Source organism: Exiguobacterium sp. (genome assembly GCF_020832205.1).
In the GTDB taxonomy this organism is placed as follows: Bacteria; Bacillota; Bacilli; order Exiguobacteriales; family Exiguobacteriaceae; genus Exiguobacterium.
The window spans coordinates 1-19,671 of record NZ_JAFIFD010000001.1; the positions used below are offsets into that span (position 1 = coordinate 1).

Sequence of the window (19,671 nt, forward strand, 5' to 3'; positions counted from 1 at the left end):
TGTGTAGTGCAAAATAGGAGTGCAGAAGTGTGCAACGGAAACGTACACAACTCTGCACTCCTATTTTTGAAAAGAAAAAGGACTTGCCAGCAATCATAATCTCACCCTAACGTTTAAGTTGCGACACAAGAACGTTAGGAGATGGAAGGAATGCTAGCAATGTCCGATATCAATTGTATCAAATTTCTCAGAAACCACAAATCACATTCGATCAATCGAATCGCTAAAAATCTAGACCTCAATTGGAGGACAGTAAAAAAATACGCGGATTCAGCTCAATTGCCGAGTGAAACCATTCGCCCCAAGAGGGGCATGATGTACGGAACGAGATGGGGCGAGATGGTCGAGGATTGGTTGACCGAGGATCAGATGCTTCAGAAAAAGTTGAGACGAACGAATAAAAAGATTTATGAAACGCTGGTGGCAAACGGATTCGAGGGCTCTTATCGAACGGTCTGCAATTTCATCAAGAGCTGGCATATGACAAGCGAAGAGGAAAACGACACAAGGCATGAACGACTGCAGCACCCTCCGGGTGAGGCGCAGGTGGATTTCGGGACGATGGAAGTCGTCAAAGATAGTCATGCGGTCGATGTGAAGTGCCTCGTCATGAGTCTGCCCTTCAGCAACCGCACGGCAGCCGTCGTTCTCCCCGCTGAAAACCAAGAGTGCTTCCTTACGGGACTCAAAATGCTTTTTGAAGAAATCGGCGGTGTGCCGCAACAACTCAGAATCGATAATCTCCCTGCCGCAGTCATCCAACCGCGAACGACGAAAGAAGAGGCGATCTATACTGATGCTTTCCTGCAGTTCATGGCTCATTATGGCTTCCAAGTCCAAAGCTGTAATCCTTACAGTGGGAACGAGAAAGGAAGTGTCGAGAACAAGGTGGGATACGTTCGATACAACTTTCTTGTCCCGGCCCCTGTCATGCATGATTACGATTCGATGAACAGACAACTCGCAGTTTCCCTACGGGACGACATGGAGAGAGTGCATTACGAAAAGCATGTGCTGATCCGTGAGCTGTTCGAAGAAGAGCAGAGACATCTATTGCGATTGCCCCAAGAAGACTTCCCTGTCTTCAAAGTAGAACTGTTCAAGGTGAACAAGTACGGCGAAATAACGATCGATAAGACGAAAGTCTTGATCCCCTCTGGAGCTCGTCATGGGCAAGTACGCGCCATACTAAGATGGGATTCGATGAAGATTCTCTCACTTTACGGAGAAATCCTCTACGAAGAAAAACGTCCCTACATGATGACAAAACGTGCGCTCCCGTGGGAAAACATCATCAGCACTTGGCACAAGAAACCGAGAAGCTTCGGTCACTCCCGTTATTCCGAATACCTGCCGGGTAGAATCAAAGAGTACCTGGGCGTACCGAACTTACTCGTCCGGCAAGAAAGACTGGCCTGGATCCGAGCCAAGCTCGCACTGTATCCGATCCTCGAGGTCAATGAACGCCTATACGAACTACTGAGCGAGGACGATGATCCAGCCGTGGTTGAGGACCATCCTTATGATGTGGACTGGAGCAAATATGATAGCCTAAACCGGCCGTGGGGAGAAGGTGGCACTGCATGAGCCTAAAAGAAATGTGCAAGTCGCTCCGCCTTGCCTACGTCGCCGAAATCTATGAATCGATTCCAACGGAATCTCCTGAAAAATTTCTTATGGAACTTTTCTCTATGGAAATGCGCCTCCGCGAAGAAGCGAAGGCGCAACGATTTATCAAAAAGGCGAAATTCATCAACAACAAGTCACTCGACGACTATCACTGGGGCAATCACATCTACTTCCCGAAACATTTGGATAAGGACGAACTGACCTCACTGAATTTCGTAGAGCATTCACAGAACGTCGTTCTGACAGGGTCCCCGGGAACGGGAAAGACCCACTTGGCCATCGGACTCGGGAGAGAAGCTTGCCACAAAGGTTATGAGGTGAGGTTCTTCCGGGTCTCCGAGCTCGTAGAGCAACTCAACAAGGCCTGGAGGGATGGGAAACTGAGCAGCTTCCATTCACGTCTCGAATCGGCAGACCTTATCATTTTGGACGAGATGGGATACATCCCTCTCACAAAAGAATCTGCGGAACTCCTGTTCCATCTCATCACCGACTGGTATGAGCGAAAGAGCCTGATCATCACATCCAACCTTGAGTTCAGCCAGTGGAATCGTATCTTTGGCGACGCGCGCCTGACGGCGGCACTCGTCGATCGCGTCATCCATCACGCTCACATATTAAATTTCACAGGTGACAGTTATCGTGTCACGCATGCGTTGTCGAAACACTAAAACCTAGCTGGCAAAGTTCTGTACTTTTCGTTGCATTATTGTGCACATTTGTATTGCAAAATACATTAATTATCTTCAAGCAAAAAATTAAATTTTCCGATCAAATCAAAGGTGACGCTGAATCAGCTAAACAAGTTAGATCAAAAAAGCAAGAAAGTATTAACCATTATTTACGAACAAGTGGATATGACATTAATGACAAGTCGAATGAATTGTATCTAGGTATGTATGATGTTAAAAACGATTCTTTTATTGATACTTCGGGAGAAAAACTGATTCACGACCTCCTTGCCATCTCAATACTCAAAGGTCATTACATGGGTAACAAAGGTTATCAACTTGATACTATACCTACAATAAGTTAGAAATTAGGAAGCTCATCCATAAGCAGATGAACTGCCTAATTTCTAACTTACCGCTCATACGTCACCATGACGAACTGTCCGGACGCGCGCTGACTCGTCAGTTTCAACTTCGTCTCGTTCGTTCCTTCCGGGAAGAGCGGGATGCCTTCCCCTAATACGACCGGGGCGATGGCGATCTCATAGCGGTCGATCAAGTCGTGTGCCATCGCAGCTTTGATGACTTCGCCTCCCCCGACGAGCCAGATGTCACCATCGATGTCTTGCTTCAACCGTTCGATGAGCTGTTCGATCGGCTCGTCCGTGAACGTGACGTGCTCGGCTTCCCGGTCCGGACTGCGTGTGAGAATATAGTTCGGGATGTCTTTGTACGGGTAACCGTCCGGCTCTAACACGAGTACTTCCTCATACGTCTTCCGTCCCATGATGACGGCGCCGACCGTCTTGAAGAAGTCGGCATAGCCGTTGTCCCCTTCCCCTTTGATTTCGAACAACCAATCGAGTTGATCGTTCGTGCGGGAAATTTTCCCATCTAAACTCGCCGCGATATATAAGACGACGTTTGCCATGATGAATTCCTCCTTCATTCGTGATAAGTTCATTGTAGACGATAACCACGACAAAACATGACGGGAATGGATGACATGAAAAAACGACACCTACACTTGATTCGCCTGTTGAACCGGAGACGTCGATTTACGGCGGACGAACTCTCACAAGAGACGGGTGCCTCGATCCGAACGATCCAACGCGACATGCTGACGCTTGAAGAACTCGGCTATCCGATTTGGAGCGTCCCTGGCACAGGCGGCGGCTATGAGATGTTGCCGAACCGCTTGCTCCCGCCGCTCCAACTCCGGGAGCAAGAAGCGGTCGCGCTCTACCTTACGCTCAAATGGATGGAACAGATCCCGGACGTGCCGTTCGGCGACATGCGGGACACGTTGTCCGATTGGTACGTGAACGAGTTTCCGCACGATCTCGAAGAAAAGATTAGCCGGCTCGAGAAGAATATCCTTTGGCTCGGCAACAAGACCGTTCCACCGGCCCCATTCACAAAAGACGTCTATCATGCCGTCGAACAACGACGGAAGAGTGAGCTGACGTACGCGACGACGAAAGGAAGCCGCACCTTCACCGTCGCACCGGTCGGGATGGCTCTCCTCGGGATGCGGTGGTACGTGTTCGGGCAGTCAGAGTATGGACTGCGACAATATCGGGTCGACCGAATTGAAGCGATACAGTTGCTCGATGAGACGTTCGAAGCGACTGACTTAAAGACGCTTCTGCAGGCGAGTGATGAGCGAAGCGGTGTGACCGTCCGGCTCAAGCTCACGCCGCTCGGCCGCCGTCTGCTTGAAGACGCATTACCCGATATCGGCGAAAAGAATGAGTGGGTTGTCCCTGATGCCGAGCTTCCATTCTTGTCGCGGCAGTTGCTTGCGTCCGGAGCAGAAGTCGAGGTGTTGGCGCCGCTTAAATTGCGGGAGATGATGCGGGAGCACGCGGAGCGGTTGTGGACCGTGTATCGGTGACCGAATCGATGCTTTCGCCTCATGAATCAATTGTCTTAATATGGTAATCTAAGCACATCTAACAATTCAAAAGGAGCGCCACGATGACTATAAAGCTATCATTCTCTACCTTGTTCACCTCTATCAGTATCATCTCACTGTTCGCCATCATGGTGTATCTCAACGTCTCAACGCTCGAACTGAACGAGACGATCGGTTCAGGGCTGTTCTACTTGAGGGGCTACTATGAGGAAGGCAACATGATCGTCACCGAGCAAGGCATCGGCGTCATCACGTTGCCGCTCGCCATCGGTCTCGTCGTCTCGACGCTCATCAAAGTCGTTCAACACTACAAGACCCCGTCGTTGACGAACTGACGAAGTGCCCTTCTCCCTTTGTGGTGGAGGGCTTGTTCGCGCCTGAACTTTAGAAAGATTGTTGTGTTCCGAACCGAACCTGAAATAATGGAAAGAGACAGTCCGTTTCTTGATCCCCATCCTCCTACTCGAAAGGTGTGCCCGCCATGACGTTCGAAACGACCCGTTGCCTCATCCGTCCATTCCAAGAACGAGACCTCGTTGCCTTCATGAACTATCGAAACGATTTGGAGTGGATGCAGCATCAATCATTCAAAGGCTTAACCGTCGAACAATATAAGCGTTCCTTGTTAAGTGAGCCCTCGATTGTGAACGGGATGCAGCTCGCCATCATCTCGAAGGAGACGAACGTGTTAATCGGTGACCTGTATATTCATCAAGAAGACGCGACGTATTGGATCGGCTACACGATCACGCCTCAACAATCTCGCCAAGGTTATGCCGTTGAAGTCGTATCCGGACTGATCGCGCAGTTGACGGCGCGAGGTGCGAAGACCATCAAAGCGGGTGCGCTCGCGGCGAACGAGGCGTCCATCGCCCTCTTGCAAAAACTCCATTTCGTCTACATTGCGACAGAAGACGACGAACAGATTTATCAGCTCGCTGTCTCCAAGTGAGGTGATTCAATGAACAAGAGCCTAACCGCATACCCGGTTAGGCTCTTTGTTCAATTCGCTTGATCCATCTCTTTATGCAGTTTTAGCAACTCATTCTTATACAAGTCTGAGCGTCCCCCGAAGATGGCTTGAATATTATTTTTCACTTTGACGACCCCAGCCGCACCGAGCGCCTTCAACTCGTCCTCATCAATTTGGGACACGTCTTTCAGTTCGACACGAAGCCGCGTGAAACACGCATCGATGTCGACGATATTGTCTCGACCGCCGAGCGCTTCTTGAATGGCGAGCGCCGTCGTTTGGATCGATGTCTTCCCTGCTTTCTTCTCGTTATAATCTTTGCGGGTGAACAGTTTCGTCTCTTGTCCCCCGCGACCTGGCGTCGCCAAGTTCCACTTTTTAATCGCGAACGTGAAAATGCCGTAATAGACGATGAAGAAGCCTGCCCCGACGACGAGGTTCATCCACCAGCGCGGTGTCCCCGGCAACACGTTCACCAATACATAGTCGATCAATCCCGATCCGCCGGCCCAGCCGATATGGGCATCGAGCGCGTACATGAGGGCGAACGACACCCCTGTTAGAATGCTGTGGACGACGTAGAGGAGTGGCGCGATGAACAAGAACGTGAACTCGATCGGTTCCGTGATCCCCGTCAAGAACGCCGTCCCTGCCGCAGCGAGCAAGAGCCCACGGACGACGGGACGCTTGTCCGGATCAGCCTGACGGTACATGGCGAACGCCGCACCGAGGAGACCGAACATGACGATCGGGAACTTCCCGGCCATGAAACGACCGGCCGTGACGTCGACGCCTTCAGCGATTTGAGCGAGGAAGATGTATTGGTCCCCACTCACGATCGATCCGCCGACCGTTGCCGTTCCACCGAGCGACGTCCAAAGGAAAGGTGCATACCAGATATGGTGCAGTCCGGTCGGGATTAACAGCCGTTCGAGCATCCCGTAAAGTCCGACGTAGGCCGGATTCGTCGCATCGCTCGCGATAACGTTCGCCATCGCTGTGAGTCCGCCCTGAATCGGTGGCCAGATGAGCATCATGACAAACCCGAGCAAAATCGAGAAGAACACCATGACGATCCCGACCGAACGATCCCCGGCGAAGAAACCGAGCATTTCCGGCGGGTTGAACGTATGGAACTTCTTATACACCCAGACGGCGAGCAAGCCGACCGCGATTCCGCCGAGCACACCCGTCTCAAGCGACGGGATACCGAGTAACATGCCGTACTCCCCGCTCTCGGCCGCCATCTCCGGCGTGATTCCAAGCGCAATCGAGATCGTCGTGTTCATGATGACGTAGCCGACGAGCGCGGCGAGTGCCGCAATCCCTGACCCTCCGGATAGACCGACGGCGACGCCGATGGCAAAGATGATCGGCAAGTTGGCGAAGATACTCAACCCGATTTGCAGCATCCCGGCACTGATCGCCTCGACCGTCCCATTCTGTAGAAACGTCCAACTCTCGGCGAGCGGACCGGTCAGCGCCGCGCCGAGACCAAGCAAGATCCCGGCCGCTGGTAAGAGCGCCACCGGCACCATGAGCGCCTTCCCGAACTTTTGAAATACCCCGAACCATTGACTCATCTGATTCACTCCTCATGTGTAAGCGTTATCAATTCACAAAACGAACAAAGGGGAAAATCTCCCCTTCGTCTTTAGCGCGTGACCGTCTCCCGTTGTTTAAGGGAAGGCCAATAGTTCTCGTTCTCATTGATCAAGTCGTCAAGGATTTGACGGGCGACCGGCGCGTCGACGACGGTCCGGTTGAGCGTGAGCGCCTGGAGCGCCTTCTCATAGCTGTTCTCGAAGTAGGCGTCGACGACGAGCTGTTCGTAGGCGAGCTGTCCTTCAATCATCCCTTTGTAGAAACGCGGGATGTGGCCGACGGCGAACGGCTTCGGTCCACGGTTCGTGAGCATCGCCGGCACTTCGACCATCGCATCGTCCGGCAAGTTGGCGATGATGCCGTCGTTTTTGACCATGACGATAAAGATGTCCCCGTTGTTGTAAGCGAGTGACGCCGCGACGCGGATCATGTAGCAACCGTGGATGTCGACTTCCAAGTGCGCGTTCTCGAGTGAGTCGTCAGCGATGATTTGATCGCACATCGAGAAGACGCGCTGTTGGCGGCCATTGATGACTTGACGGGCCCGCGTGTTCTCCACGTCTTCCTTCTCCGCCATGTCGGACGGATACAAGTAGTACTGGAGGTACGTGTTCGGCAAGTATTCCGGGAAGTCGGTGAGCATCTTCTCGACTTGCTTGAACGTCTTGATCCACGACGGATCGTTGGCGATCTCCGAGTCTTCCGGGATGAAACCGTCCTCTAAGATGGCGCGCTTGATGTCTTCCGTCAACTCGTTGCCTTCTTTGTCATAGATGCCTGTGAACCAGCCGAAGTGGTTGAGCCCGAAGTATTCCGGCACGAGATCCCAAATCTCTTTCCCGAGAATCTTCGCGTAACTGACCATGATCGCGGCCGGCATGTCACAGATGTTCAAAATCTTTTTGTCATTCGGGTAGGCACGCTTCAACGCCTCGGCGACGATGGCGGCCGGATTCGTGTAGTTCAAGATCCAACCGTCCGGCGAACCTTGACGGATGTCCGAGACGAGGTCGATCATATCCCCGATCGAACGCATCCCGTACGACATCCCGCCCGGTCCACACGTCTCTTGTCCAACCACGCCGTGACGGAGCGGGATCTGCTCATCTTTTTCGCGCATCTCCAGGCCACCTGTCCGAATCTGGACGAAGAAGAAATCTTTGTCGCGGAAGGCGTACTCTTTGTCCGTCGTGTACTCGAACAGCTCGAGCTCTGGATAATGCTCACGCAAGATGACTTCAGTCGCTTTGGCGACACGCGCTTGACGCTCACCATCCGTATCGTAAAACGTGATTGAACGTAGTGGGAAGTGAGCCTTCTCTTCGATCAAGCTCATGATCATACCGATTGTGTACGTGCTGCCGCCACCAACGACGACGAGGCGTTGTCCTTGTTTCATGTGTGCGTTCCCCTTTCAAATACATATCTCATTGATTACAATACAAATCTAATACATATTTAGATAATCGTCAACACCATTTTTGAAAACGTTTTATTTTGTGTATACTTGAAGTATGAGTTTACGTTGAAATCGGAGGGTCATCCATGAAAGCAAAATCACCGTTATATCAGCAAGTCGCCCAACAAATGCGCTCGTTCATCGAGTCCGGCACGTGGGCACCCGGCGAGGCGATTCCAACGGAGGCACAGCTTGTCGAAGAGTTCGGAGTCAGTCGGGTCACCGTCCGTCAGGCGGTCAAACTGCTCCAGGAGGAAGGGCTGCTATGGAAACGCCAAGGCAGCGGCACGTACGTCCAGTCCGAGAAGATCGAGCACAATATGTATGAGCTGAAAAGTTTCACCGAGGATATGAAGCGTGAAGGAAAAGACGTAACGAATAAAGTGCTCACGTTCACGCTCCAGCCACCGAGCGAGAAAGTCCGGGAAGCGCTCGAGCTTGAAGAAGGCGAACTCGTCTTCTACGTGCGCCGTCAACGCTTCGCCGATGGTGAACCACTCATCGTCGAAGACACGTACCTTCCGCTCAAGCTCTTCCCTGACTTGACGTATGAAGTGATGACGCAGTCGAAATACGCCTATATCGAAGAAGTGAAACAGCTCAAGATCGCGGACAGCGTCCAAGAGTTCATCCCGGTGCTGCCGACAAAAGATATCGCCGAGATGCTCGGCGTGAGTGAACGGACGCCGGTGCTCAAAGTCGAACTCTACTCGTTTCTCATGGACGGCAGCCGCTTCGAATTCACGGAGACGTATTTCAAGAGTGAGGAGTACCGCTTTATTATCCGGGCTGGGCGAAGACATTGACCGTCCCCTATCTGCTAGCCGACATCGAACGATTCGATGTCGGTTTTTGATTGCAGACACTTTAATCGGGTAAAGGGTAACGTATGTTTCACGCCGGCACCGTCCCCTCATCGCTTCCACGTTAGGAGGGTATGTACGATGAAGAAAAGTTTCCTCTTGTTCGCGCTCGTCTGTCTGTTGCTCAGCCCGCTGTCCCATGCCGCCGCGTCGACTCCGAAAGCGTACAACGACCGCAGCCTCATCTATTTGACGTTCGACGACGGACCGCACCGGCAGACGGGCGCGTTGCTTGACGTGTTGAAGAAGCATAAAGTCAAAGCCACGTTCTTCATCCTCGGCAACAACATACAAGGCAACGAAAGAATGCTCCAACGCATCGTCGCCGAAGGCCACCTCATCGCCTTGCACGGGATGACACACGACCGACACAAGTTTTACCGGACACCGACGACGGCCGTGCGCGAGATGCAGGCGGTCCAAAAGCTCGTGCTCCAAGTGACTGGCGTCAAGACGAACATCGTCCGCACCCCGTATGGCAGCGACCCGTACATGACAGCGGCGCACCGGCAAGCGATGACGAAGGCCGGCTTTCAAATGTGGGACTGGAACGTCGACAGTCTCGACTATCGGTACAAGACGGACAACCGCCGCGTCCAAAACCAAGTGTTCGCCCGCCTGAACGCGAACTACAAAGCGAATGTCGCCTCAATCATCTTGACGCACGACCACTCGATCACCCCGACCGCGCTCGACTACATCCTCCGCCATTCCAAAAAACGCGGCTACGAGTTCCGGACGTTAACAGGCATCAAAAACCCGCACAACTTCTTCAACAAATGGCGCTAACAAAAAAACCTTGCCACGAATGGCAAGGTCTGGTGAATCACATTTCAAGTTCAGTAAAAGCGAGCGGGACGAGTTCGTCGAGCGTCACTTCTTTCACGTCGGCGTTGCCGTTCGTGAGCAACACTTTGAAGTCCGGGTCGCCGAACTCGACGAGCACTTGACGGCAAATGCTGCATGGCGGCAAGAAGTCGACCGTGTCACCCGACACCGCGACCGCTTCGAAGTCGCCTTTCTTATAACCTTGCGCGACCGCCGTGAAGATGGCCGTGCGCTCGGCACAGTTCGTCGCACCGAACGAGACGTTCTCGACGTTGACACCGTCGATGACCGTTCCGTCCTTCATGAGAAGTGCCGCTCCGACGCGGAAGTTCGAATATGGTGAGTAGGCGTTCTCTTTCACTTGGCGGGCGCGTTCGACTAATTGTTGTTGGTTCATAGGGATCATGTCCTCTCGAATCGAAATGAACTGATGCCAGTTCCCGGCCTCTCTTTTTTGGGCAGGATTTTTAGCATACACTCCCCGCCAAGCAAAGTCAACGACTTTTTGATGGCGCTTTCACATAAAAAGAGTCACATCAAATGACGTGACTCTTTTTATAGTTCACCCTTTTGATTCATCCGAATCAAGAGGAAAATCAAATACGGTGCCCCGACCATGCCGGTGATGACACCGACCGGGTAGCGCGCCGTGAAGGCGAACTGGCCGATGAGGTCAGCAGCGAGTACTAAAACGACACCGACGAGCCCCGCCGGAATGATCGTCGAACGCCCGTCCCCGACGAGCCGCTTCGCGATCGGTCCCGCGAGAAAGGCGATGAAAGCGATCGGTCCCGTCGTCGCCGTGGCGAGTGCGAGCATGAGCACCGAGGCGATAATGAGAAGTACCCGCGTCTGGTTCGTCCGCACGCCGAGCGACGTCGCCGTCATCTCCCCGAGCTCTAAAATCTGAAGCTGACGGCTGAGCCAAATGATGACCGGCAGACAGAGTGCGACCGTGATCATGAGCGGCGGGAGCGACTCCATTTTGGCGCCGTTCAAACTGCCGCTCAACCAGCGCATCGCCGTCCCGACGTCATTTTGGCGACTGATGAGTAAAAGATAGTTGATGACCGCCGTCAGCATCGCCTGGATGCCAATCCCGACCAAGACGAGGCGGCCGATCGAGAACATGGCGCTCTTCGACAAGAAATAGATGGCAAGCACCGTCACGAGTCCCCCGATGACGGAAATGACCGACACGAACGTATTACTCGCCTGCAAGACGACGATGCCGAATACGGCCGCCGCACTCGACCCGGTCGTGATACCGATGACGTTCGGGTTGGCGAGCGGGTTTCTTAGCATCGTCTGGAACACCGTCCCGGCGACACCGAAGGCGATTCCGGCGAACACGCCGGCGAGCATGCGCGGCAGGCGGATCGTATTGACGGCGAACGAGGCGCCCGGTACGTCAGCCCCGAACAAGACGCGGACGACATCTATGGCCGGATAGATCGTGTTGCCGAGCATGAGCATCAACGCGCTCAAAGCGAGCGCGAGCAGGCTGAGGACGAGCGTCACGACGACGGTCCGTTGCCGGCGTCGTCTACTGTTTTGAATCATCGGTTGGAATGGTTTTTGCATCATAAGTCACGCACCTTCACTTTCATCGTCAAGGCAATCAAAATCGGGGCCCCGATAAAGGCGGTGACGATGCCGACTTCGAGTTCCCCCGGGCTACCGAGCAGGCGTCCCGTCACGTCGGCGAACGTGAGCAGGATCGCCCCCGCGAGCGCCGACATCGGGATGACGAATCGTTCGTCCGGCCCGATCGTCAAGCGGATCAAGTGCGGTGCGAGGAGCCCGATGAAGCCGATCGGCCCCGCGAGCGCCGTCGCCGCCCCGCAAAGAATCACGCCGGCGAACGAGGCGATCAGTTTGAGCGTCCCGATCCGGACGCCGAGTCCTTTGGCGAGCTCTTCCCCGAGCCCTAAAATGTTCAACGACGGTGCCGCAAGGATGGCGATGACGATTCCCCCGATAAAGAACGGCAAGAACGTCATGATCGCATCCATGTTGCCGGCGCCGACGCTCCCGACTTGCCAGAACCGGAACTGGTCCATGACGTTCGAGCGCGGGATCATGATCGCCATGACGAGAGACGACAACGCCGCACTCGTCGCCGCTCCGGCGAGGACGAGTTTGAGCGGAGTCGCACCGCCCCGTCCGAGCGAGCCGATGCCGAACACGAAGACGGCCGTGAGGAGCGCCCCGACGAGCGCGAACCAGATGTAGTCCGACGACGACGAGATGTTGAAGAACGCGATCCCGACGACGACGAACAACGCCGCCCCCGTATTGACCCCGAGAATGCTCGGGTCGGCGATCGGATTTCTTGTGACCGACTGCATCAACGCACCCGAGACACCGAGCGCCGCCCCGCACATGAGACTAAAGATCGTCCGGACGACCCGCTGCCGGATGATGTCCGCTTCATACGACTGAACAGCCGGACGGAATAAACCGTCAAGCAGTTCATTCCATCCGACTGTCCGTGAGCCGAAAGCAAGTGAAGCGAGCATGCAGACGACGAGCAAGACGAGCGCCCCCATCAAGATGAGAGGAAACCGTTTCGGCGTTTGCAACTTCTTCAGCTTATTCATTTGTTCACTCGACTTTCTCGAGTGCTTCCGAGACGAGTTTCACGTACTCATCGATCGTGTATTCAATCGAGAGCGGTGACGGTGTCCCGGCTGCAGCGAGCGGCGTGTTGTCTTCGATCAAGACGACCGATCCGCGTTCGATGGCCGGTACTTTGCCGTAGAGCGGGTCCGCTTGCAGTTCTTTGAGCGTCTGTTCGTTTCCGTACACGACGAACAAGTCAAGATCGTTCAAGATGTCGGCGTTCTCTGAGCTGAGCTCGAGGTAGAAGCTGCCTTCTTCGAGTTGATCTTTAATGTTTTGCGGGTATTCCATGCCGAGCTCTTCGATGAAGGCACCGCGCGGGTCACCGGTCGTGTAGATGTAGAACTTCGACAAATCGCCAGGGCTCAAAGCGACGAACGCCGCTTTCTTCCCTTGCATGTCCGGCACTTCCGCCGCTTTATCCGCGATGAGTTTTTCTGTGTCGGCAATCAACTGCTTGCCTTCTGCTTCCATGCCCATCGCCATCGCGTCGTAAAGGACCGTGTCTTGCCAAGATGATACCCAAGGCGTCTCTTGGTAAGCGACGACCGGAGCGATTTGCGTCAACGTATCGTAGTCTTCTTGCGTGATGCCTGAGTAAGCGGCCAAGATGACGTCTGGCTCTGAATCGGCGATCGCTTCAAAGTCGAGGCCGTCTGTGTCTTGGTAGACGTTCGGGTTGTCTTCGCCGAGTTCTTTCAACTTCTCAGCTGTCCATGGCAATACGCCGCTGCCGTCTTGGACGCCGTAGTTCGCAGCCGAGAAACCGACCGGCACGACGCCTAAAGCGAGTGCGACGTCTTGGTTCGACCAACCGACCGTCGCGACGCGTTCTGGCTTCTTGTCGATGACCGTCTCGCCTAGCGCATGCTTAATCGTGATCGGATACCCTTCCGCCGTCTCTTCGTTCTCATCTGTCGTGGCTGCATCTTCATTGTTCGTGCCGCAACCGGCGAGCACGAGCACGAAGGCAGACAGGACGATGAACATATGTAGCAATTTCTTATAGCTTTTCATATTCGAATCCCCTTTTTTTCTCTCATATGACGATGTGTTATCATCGACACTGATAATCATTATCATTTATGAGTATAGGATGAATGTCTTGAACTTGTCAATGTGAAGTTTGAGGAATTCATACGTTGAATCATTGAAAACTCCAGAAAAAACGCCCCTCTCCGCTTTTAGAGAAGGGCAGGTTGAAATCAACGCGTTTTATTTAATGCGGCTTCCCGAATTCCGGGCGCCCTTCTTCATTCCACGTAAACACTTGCGCACGCGTATGACGGTTCGGGTCGTAAAGGGGATCCCCTTCGATTTCTGTATACGTCCGAACATGATAGACGAGGATGTCTTCTCCCTTTTCGTTCACTGTAAAGCTGTTGTGACCCGGACCGAATTGACTCACGTCGGCATTCGTCTCGAAAACCGGCCGGAACGACTTCGACCACGCCGCCGAGTTCAACACGTCGGCGTCGTCTGAAGCACACAACATGCCCAAACAATAGTTCTCATCGGTCGCACTCGCCGAGTACGTGATGAAGATATGGCCGTTCCGCTTCAACACGGCCGGTCCCTCATTGACGAGGAAACCGCGAGTCTCCCAGTCATACTCCGGCTTCGTCAGCATGATTTGTGGCAATTTGATCGTCCATGGATTTTCGAGTTCGGCGATATATAAATTTGAGTTCCCGTCGATAGCCGGGTCTTTCTGGGCCCATACCAAATAGTGGGTTTCTTTATGTTCAAGCACGGTTGCATCAAGGGCGAACGAGTCCCATGCCGTCTTGACTTGTCCTTTTTCGGTCCACTCACCTTCGAGCGGATTTTCCGAGTCATTCTCTAACACAAACATGCGGTGGTCGAACAGACCGTTGACGATGTCCCGTGATTTCGCGGCCGCAAAATAGAGATACCACTTGCCGTGAATATAGTGCAGTTCAGGCGCCCAAATCAAGTCGCTCATCGGACCCGTTTCGTGCTTCACCCATGCGGTCACCGGCTCGGCCGTCCGAAGCGCCTGAAGCGACTTGGCGCGTCGTAGCTCGATCAAATCATACTCAGGCACTGACGCCGTGAAGTAATAGTAGCCGTCCGTATGCAAGTATACCCACGGGTCGGCCCGTTGTTCTAATAGCAAATGTCGATCTTCTACTTGCTTCATCGTACTGCCTCCTCGTCGCGAATCGGTCGGCCGAACACTGGGCCAGATTCGTCCCACGTGAACGTCTGGACACGTGTATGACGATTCGGGTCCCAAAGTGGATCCCCTTCGATTTCTTTATAGTTACGAGCATGGTAAACGAGAACATCTGTCCCGTCTTCTAGCGTCGTGAAGCTGTTATGCCCAGGTCCAAATTGGCTGGCTGCTTCGTCCGTTTGAAATACCGGTTCAGGACGTTTAGTCCAACTGTCAGCATCCAACAAATCACTTGATTCATCAGCAACGAGCAAGCCCATGCAATAATGATGATTTGTCGCACTTCCTGAGTAGCTTATATAAATTTTACCGTTCCGTTTTAAAACAGCTGGTCCTTCATTCACGAGGAAGCCAATTGTTTCCCATTCAAGGTGAGGGGTTGCAATCATCGTTTGAGGACCGATTAACGTCCACGGGTTCTCCATTTCAGAAATATAGAGGTTTGAGTTCCCTTCGATGTCCGGGTCTTTTTGCGCCCACACATAGTACAAGCGTCCCTCATGCTCGAATGTTGTTGCGTCAAGGGCGAACGACTCGCACCATGTACGCACCTGTCCTTTTTCAATCCACTCACCTTCCAATGGATTCGGTGAACTGTTTTCTAACACATACATTCGATGATCGAAAATATGATCTTCCCGAGCTGCCGCAAAATAGAGGTACCACTTCTCCTGAATATGGTGTAACTCAGGCGCCCAAATATTTGCGCTCATAATACCTGTCTCACGTTTCTTCCAAACGACTTTTTCTTCGGCTTCTTTCAAAACGAAGAGTGATGTCGCCCGTCGCAACGGAATTCCGCTAAAGTCTGGCAAAGAAGCAGTGAAATAGTAATAGCCGTCCGTATGACGCATGATCCACGGATCCGCTCGCTGTTCAATTAACGGATTTGATAATGTTTCTCTCATAAGGAACGCTCCTTCATTTCAATAGGATGTGTTCGGCTTAAACTCTTATGTTTTAAAATCGTGTGGCGGTTTCTCAAGCGATAGGCTTCTCTTAAGCTACTTGCTAAAAGAAGCGATGAGACACCGATGTCTTCCGGTTTAATTGGTGCATGGAGCGCCGTAAAAATCGTTTCAAGTTCTTGTTTGCTCGGCATTTGCTGGGCCCATTCTCGTAATGAAGCCGGTGTCTTTGGCCAATGAAGAATGGTCTGCTTATAGTCGTCAACGAGTTGCATCATGGCGACTGCCACTTTTGTTCCGTGTAGAACGGCAGGTCGTTCATTCGCGATGAAGTCCATCTCCCAGTAGTGTGAAAGATGGTGCTCACCTCCTGATGCCGGATGCGAATGTCCAAAAATCAGCATCGCGACGCCGGATAATAGAAGAGACTCCATCAATTGATCTAACCCCTCTGCTTCACGTCTATAAATAGCAGGTAAAGCATCCACGCAAGAAAGTAACGCTTCTTCCGTAAGTGAAACAGCAACAGGACAGAACGGTTCACCGCCATCGAATTCGCCGAAACGCCAATCTAATAATGAGGTGTACTTGCCAAGCATATCGCCGACACCGGCAGCGATTAATGCCTCAGGTGCTTCTCGAACAATAAGGCTTGGGACGAAGACCGCAACCGGGGAAACGAGCTGATATGTGATTTTCTTCCCTCGTATGATGAGAGGTGCGCCTTTCGATGTGAATCCATCAACAGATGGCGCTGTCGGTACGGAGATGAATGGCACTTTTGTTTTGGCCGCACAGAAACGGGTGACGTCATGAATCGTGCCAGCACCTAGCGCAATGAGCACGTCGACGGCTTCTTCTTGGCGAAGTAGTACTTGTACGACTGAACGTTCATCTGCCAAGACGTCACCGCGCTCATCTGGTTGTAGCGAAACCAAATTTACTTGGATACCGATTCGAGTCATGGCTTCTCGTAGCGGGAGAAACCCGACACGCTCGGTATTGTCATCGGCAACGACGAGCAGATGCTTCCATCCTTTTTCTTGCACGAACTCAGCTAGGTGCTCCCAAACTTGTTCAGAAGCCACCATACGTTCAATTGTGATGGCGTGATGGGGATTCCCGCAACCACAGGCTTGTACGTCCTGATTGATTTGTTCGAGATTCATCGACTGACTCCTGTCTCGACTCGGTAAGTCGTTTGCCATTTATACGTTTCCCCTGCACGTAACACGATTGAAGGAAACGCATCTTGATGAACCGCATTCGGGAGATGTTGCGGCTCTAAACAAAGACCGTAGTAAGTTCTTGATGTACCTTCACGCAATGGCGTGTGATTGTTTATTTGATTACCTGAATACAAAACGATAGCGGGGGCTGTCGTTGATAACGTCAATTGTCTACGTGTATCCGGATCATATAAAATTGCTTCGTTTTTATCTTTGAACACAAATGGATGATCGTACCCATTGACCAACTGATTTTGGGGATGGTGTGAAGATGGACCGTCTGCCAAGACTCGACCGGATCTAAAGTCAAATGGCGTCCCGTCTACCGCACTCAATTGGCCGGTTGGAATTAAATCGTCTTTTAATTCAGCATATCTATCAGCTGACAGCGTAAGTTCGTGATTTAAAATATCACGTTCGCCACCACTTAAATTGAAGTACGTATGATTCGTCATATCGCAGACTGTATCTTGATCAGTCGTCGCTTCGTACGTAATGCTGACGTCTTGATCAGTTAGTTCAAAAGTTGCCCGCACATGGAGTGTTCCGGCATAGCCGTTCTCCCCATCAGGACTGATATAACGAAGCGTCAAGCAATCGGGCGTGACTTGATCGACCGTCCAAATACGACAGTGCAAGCCGTCTCCGCCATGGAGATGATGATCGCCTTCGTTAGCAGGAAGAGTATATGTCTCTCCTCCAAGGTCAAACGTACTATTTTCAATACGACCAGCTACCCGGCCAATCGTTGCTCCTAAATAGTAAGAGTCTTGCACATATTCCTCAACTGAGTCATAAGACAAGACGATATTTTGCCAACCGTCTTCCTGGATGGAGAGCTCTTGCAGTGTCGCCCCGTAGGTCAACACTTTCAGTCGATACAGGTCGTTCTGAAGTGTGATCGTTGAATTTTTTATATACTCTTCCGTTTGCCGCTTCATTCTATCTACTCCTTTTACCAAACGTTCAGCGGGCAATGCTTCGTCGCTAATTTTGCTCGATAAGAGACGAAACACCCACATTTCAAACAAGTATCTTTTTGATGAAACTCACATGTTGCACATTGTTGTAGACGTGCTTTATATTCAGCCGCTGTGACTTGATCCATTAGGTCCGAATCGAGTGCTAAGAGCCAATGCGCGTCCGCATCCGCCTCGTGAGGCGGACAGGTCCGGCATCGTCGCGTCTCGGTTGGACTCATTTTAACGGACCGCGATTGTGATGACGCTCATCGCTGGCACGTCGAAGATGAGCTTTCCGTCTTCCGTGACCGTCACGTCATGGTCCCGTGGCGTGACGAGGTCAGGCTGTTCGAATGTGTTATGGGCGTTCAAGTGATCTGCCGTCAAAATCCGGGCCGACACGCCAGAGATGGCGCCGATTCCCCGTAAGTCGATTTCGACCGTATCGCCTTGTTCGTGGTCGAGTTGGCAGAGGCTGATGTGGAGCACACCTTCCGCATTTCGTGAAGCAGTGGCGTTCACGGCCGGAATGGCTTCATTTTTGGCCACATAATCGCGTGTATGCGCGGCGAGTTCGACACGTTCGGCGTCTTGGTGGACGCTGTACATCTCAAACACATGATATGTCGGCGTGAGGATGAATTGGTCTCCTTCTGTCAAAATCATCGCCTGCAACACGTTGACCATTTGAGCGATGTTCGCCATATGAACGCGGTCGTTATGGTTATGGAAGATGTTGAAGTGGATTGCGGCCACGAGTGCGTCCCGAATCGAGTTTTGCTGATACAAGAAACCTGGGTTCGTCCCTGGCTCCACATCGAACCACGTGCCCCACTCGTCGACGATCAAGCCGACGCGTTTCTCTGGATCATACTGATCCATGATTTGACCGTGTTTCGTGATCAACTCGTCCATATGAAGGGCACGCTTCAATGTGATGAACCATTCGTCCTCTGTGAAATCGAGAGCCGACCCTTTGCCCAACCAGAAATCGCCTGGGATCGTGTAGTAATGAAGGCTGAGTCCATCCATCATCGTCCCAGCTTCCCGCATCAGTACCTCTGTCCATTTATAGTCATCGATGTTCGCCCCACCGGCGATTTTATAGAGTTTATTGCCGTCATAGTTACGGACGTATGTCTGGTAGCGACGATACAGATCTGCATAATATTCTGGGCGCATGTTTCCGCCGCATCCCCAGTTCTCATTTCCGACGCCGAAGTAAGTGAGTTCCCACGGTTCGGTGCGGCCGTTCTCTTGTCGCCAGTTCGACATCGGTGACTCGCCACCGAACGTCATGTATTCCACCCATTCTGACATCTCTTGCACCGTCCCGCTTCCGACGTTCCCGCAGATGTACGGTTCACACTCGAGCAGTTCACAGAGGCGCATGAATTCGTGTGTACCGAAGTGGTTGTTTTCGACGACCCCGCCCCAGTGAGTATTGACCATCCGTTTTCGGTTCTCGTTCGGACCGATCCCGTCCTTCCAATGATACTCGTCGGCAAAACAGCCGCCCGGCCAACGGAGGACCGGGATGTTCAATTTCTTCAAAGCGGCGAGCACGTCGTTGCGAATACCATCCGTGTTTGGAATCGGTGACTCGGGACCGACCCACAGCCCTTCATAAATGCAACGACCTAAATGCTCCGCGAAGTGACCATAAATGTGCTTGCTAATCGTCCCTTTCGACAAGTCGGCATTGACGATGAGTTGTGTCGTTCCTGTCGCCGTGTGCGTCGGTTTGATGAGTTGGTTGTTCATTGTATCTCCTCCATGAAGAAGGGCCAACGAAGTGGCC

At 52.4% G+C, this 19,671-nt stretch carries 20 protein-coding genes; 7 read left to right on the plus strand and 13 right to left on the minus strand.

The window, feature by feature from the left end; genetic code table 11:
• Positions 1-150: 150 nt before the first annotated feature.
• Complete coding sequence (gene istA, locus JJU47_RS00005; RefSeq protein WP_228615532.1) at positions 151-1,587, plus strand: IS21 family transposase; 1,437 nt, start codon at positions 151-153, stop codon at positions 1,585-1,587.
• Positions 1,584-2,300 carry an IS21-like element helper ATPase IstB gene (gene istB / locus JJU47_RS00010; RefSeq protein ID WP_131459130.1) on the plus strand — a complete coding sequence of 239 codons (717 nt, stop codon included), beginning with the start codon at positions 1,584-1,586 and terminating at the stop codon, positions 2,298-2,300. The genes istA and istB overlap by 4 nt, the downstream gene beginning before the upstream one ends.
• 412 nt (positions 2,301-2,712) lie before the next feature.
• On the opposite strand, the gene JJU47_RS00015 is transcribed toward istB, so the two are convergent.
• Positions 2,713-3,231, minus strand: coding sequence for a dihydrofolate reductase family protein (locus tag JJU47_RS00015; protein ID WP_228615533.1), 519 nt, complete (start codon positions 3,229-3,231; stop codon positions 2,713-2,715).
• A 75-nt stretch (positions 3,232-3,306) separates the two neighbouring features.
• Here JJU47_RS00015 and JJU47_RS00020 point away from each other — a divergent pair, with 75 nt between their 5' ends.
• The 3 genes from JJU47_RS00020 (at position 3,307) to JJU47_RS00030 (ending at position 5,170) form a co-directional block, all read left to right on the plus strand.
• Positions 3,307-4,197, plus strand: coding sequence for a helix-turn-helix transcriptional regulator (locus JJU47_RS00020; protein ID WP_228615534.1), 891 nt, complete (start codon positions 3,307-3,309; stop codon positions 4,195-4,197).
• Positions 4,198-4,280: 83 nt separating this feature from the next.
• Positions 4,281-4,553: a hypothetical protein gene (locus JJU47_RS00025; RefSeq protein WP_228615535.1), complete on the plus strand. Its 273-nt coding sequence runs from the start codon at positions 4,281-4,283 to the stop codon at positions 4,551-4,553.
• Positions 4,554-4,699: 146 nt separating this feature from the next.
• Positions 4,700-5,170, plus strand: coding sequence for a GNAT family N-acetyltransferase (locus JJU47_RS00030; RefSeq protein WP_228615536.1), 471 nt, complete (start codon positions 4,700-4,702; stop codon positions 5,168-5,170).
• A gap of 50 nt (positions 5,171-5,220) precedes the next feature.
• Here JJU47_RS00030 and JJU47_RS00035 read toward each other — a convergent pair whose 3' ends face one another.
• Positions 5,221-6,774: a PTS transporter subunit EIIC gene (locus tag JJU47_RS00035; protein WP_228615537.1), complete on the minus strand. Its 1,554-nt coding sequence runs from the start codon at positions 6,772-6,774 to the stop codon at positions 5,221-5,223.
• Between the two features lie 71 nt (positions 6,775-6,845).
• Positions 6,846-8,195 carry a 6-phospho-alpha-glucosidase gene (locus JJU47_RS00040; protein WP_228615538.1) on the minus strand — a complete coding sequence of 450 codons (1,350 nt, stop codon included), beginning with the start codon at positions 8,193-8,195 and terminating at the stop codon, positions 6,846-6,848.
• Between the two features lie 146 nt (positions 8,196-8,341).
• On the opposite strand from JJU47_RS00040, the gene JJU47_RS00045 reads away from it, so the two are divergent.
• Both JJU47_RS00045 and JJU47_RS00050 read left to right on the plus strand, forming a co-directional pair.
• Positions 8,342-9,061 carry a GntR family transcriptional regulator gene (locus JJU47_RS00045; protein WP_228615539.1) on the plus strand — a complete coding sequence of 240 codons (720 nt, stop codon included), beginning with the start codon at positions 8,342-8,344 and terminating at the stop codon, positions 9,059-9,061.
• 138 nt (positions 9,062-9,199) lie between these two features.
• Positions 9,200-9,907, plus strand: coding sequence for a polysaccharide deacetylase family protein (locus JJU47_RS00050; RefSeq protein ID WP_228615540.1), 708 nt, complete (start codon positions 9,200-9,202; stop codon positions 9,905-9,907).
• Positions 9,908-9,944: 37 nt separating this feature from the next.
• Here the strand turns inward: JJU47_RS00050 and JJU47_RS00055 are convergent, their stop codons facing one another.
• From JJU47_RS00055 to JJU47_RS00095, 10 genes are all read right to left on the minus strand, one after another.
• Entirely contained in the window at positions 9,945-10,343 is a 399-nt protein-coding gene (locus JJU47_RS00055; protein WP_228615541.1) for a cytidine deaminase, read from the minus strand.
• Positions 10,344-10,501: 158 nt separating this feature from the next.
• Entirely contained in the window at positions 10,502-11,533 is a 1,032-nt protein-coding gene (locus tag JJU47_RS00060; RefSeq protein WP_228615542.1) for a FecCD family ABC transporter permease, read from the minus strand.
• A complete protein-coding gene (locus JJU47_RS00065) occupies positions 11,530-12,549 on the minus strand; it encodes a FecCD family ABC transporter permease (RefSeq protein WP_228615543.1) in 1,020 nt (339 codons plus the stop codon). The genes JJU47_RS00060 and JJU47_RS00065 overlap by 4 nt, the downstream gene beginning before the upstream one ends.
• Positions 12,550-12,553: 4 nt before the next feature.
• Positions 12,554-13,588 carry an iron-siderophore ABC transporter substrate-binding protein gene (locus JJU47_RS00070; protein ID WP_228615544.1) on the minus strand — a complete coding sequence of 345 codons (1,035 nt, stop codon included), beginning with the start codon at positions 13,586-13,588 and terminating at the stop codon, positions 12,554-12,556.
• Between the two features lie 202 nt (positions 13,589-13,790).
• Positions 13,791-14,735: a glycoside hydrolase family 43 protein gene (locus JJU47_RS00075; RefSeq protein ID WP_228615545.1), complete on the minus strand. Its 945-nt coding sequence runs from the start codon at positions 14,733-14,735 to the stop codon at positions 13,791-13,793.
• Positions 14,732-15,679, minus strand: a complete 948-nt coding sequence (locus JJU47_RS00080) for a glycoside hydrolase family 43 protein (RefSeq protein WP_228615546.1) — start codon at positions 15,677-15,679, stop codon at positions 14,732-14,734. Before JJU47_RS00080 ends, JJU47_RS00075 begins: the two co-directional genes overlap by 4 nt.
• Positions 15,676-16,848, minus strand: coding sequence for a sn-glycerol-1-phosphate dehydrogenase (locus JJU47_RS00085; protein WP_228615547.1), 1,173 nt, complete (start codon positions 16,846-16,848; stop codon positions 15,676-15,678). Before JJU47_RS00085 ends, JJU47_RS00080 begins: the two co-directional genes overlap by 4 nt.
• On the minus strand, positions 16,845-17,849 hold the full coding sequence (locus JJU47_RS00090; protein WP_228615548.1) for an aldose epimerase family protein: 1,005 nt from the start codon (positions 17,847-17,849) through the stop codon (positions 16,845-16,847). Before JJU47_RS00090 ends, JJU47_RS00085 begins: the two co-directional genes overlap by 4 nt.
• 14 nt (positions 17,850-17,863) lie before the next feature.
• Positions 17,864-18,109: a DUF6171 family protein gene (locus JJU47_RS14655; protein ID WP_366511927.1), complete on the minus strand. Its 246-nt coding sequence runs from the start codon at positions 18,107-18,109 to the stop codon at positions 17,864-17,866.
• 1 nt (position 18,110) lies between these two features.
• Positions 18,111-19,634 carry an alpha-N-arabinofuranosidase gene (locus JJU47_RS00095; RefSeq protein ID WP_228615549.1) on the minus strand — a complete coding sequence of 508 codons (1,524 nt, stop codon included), beginning with the start codon at positions 19,632-19,634 and terminating at the stop codon, positions 18,111-18,113.
• Positions 19,635-19,671 lie beyond the last annotated feature (37 nt).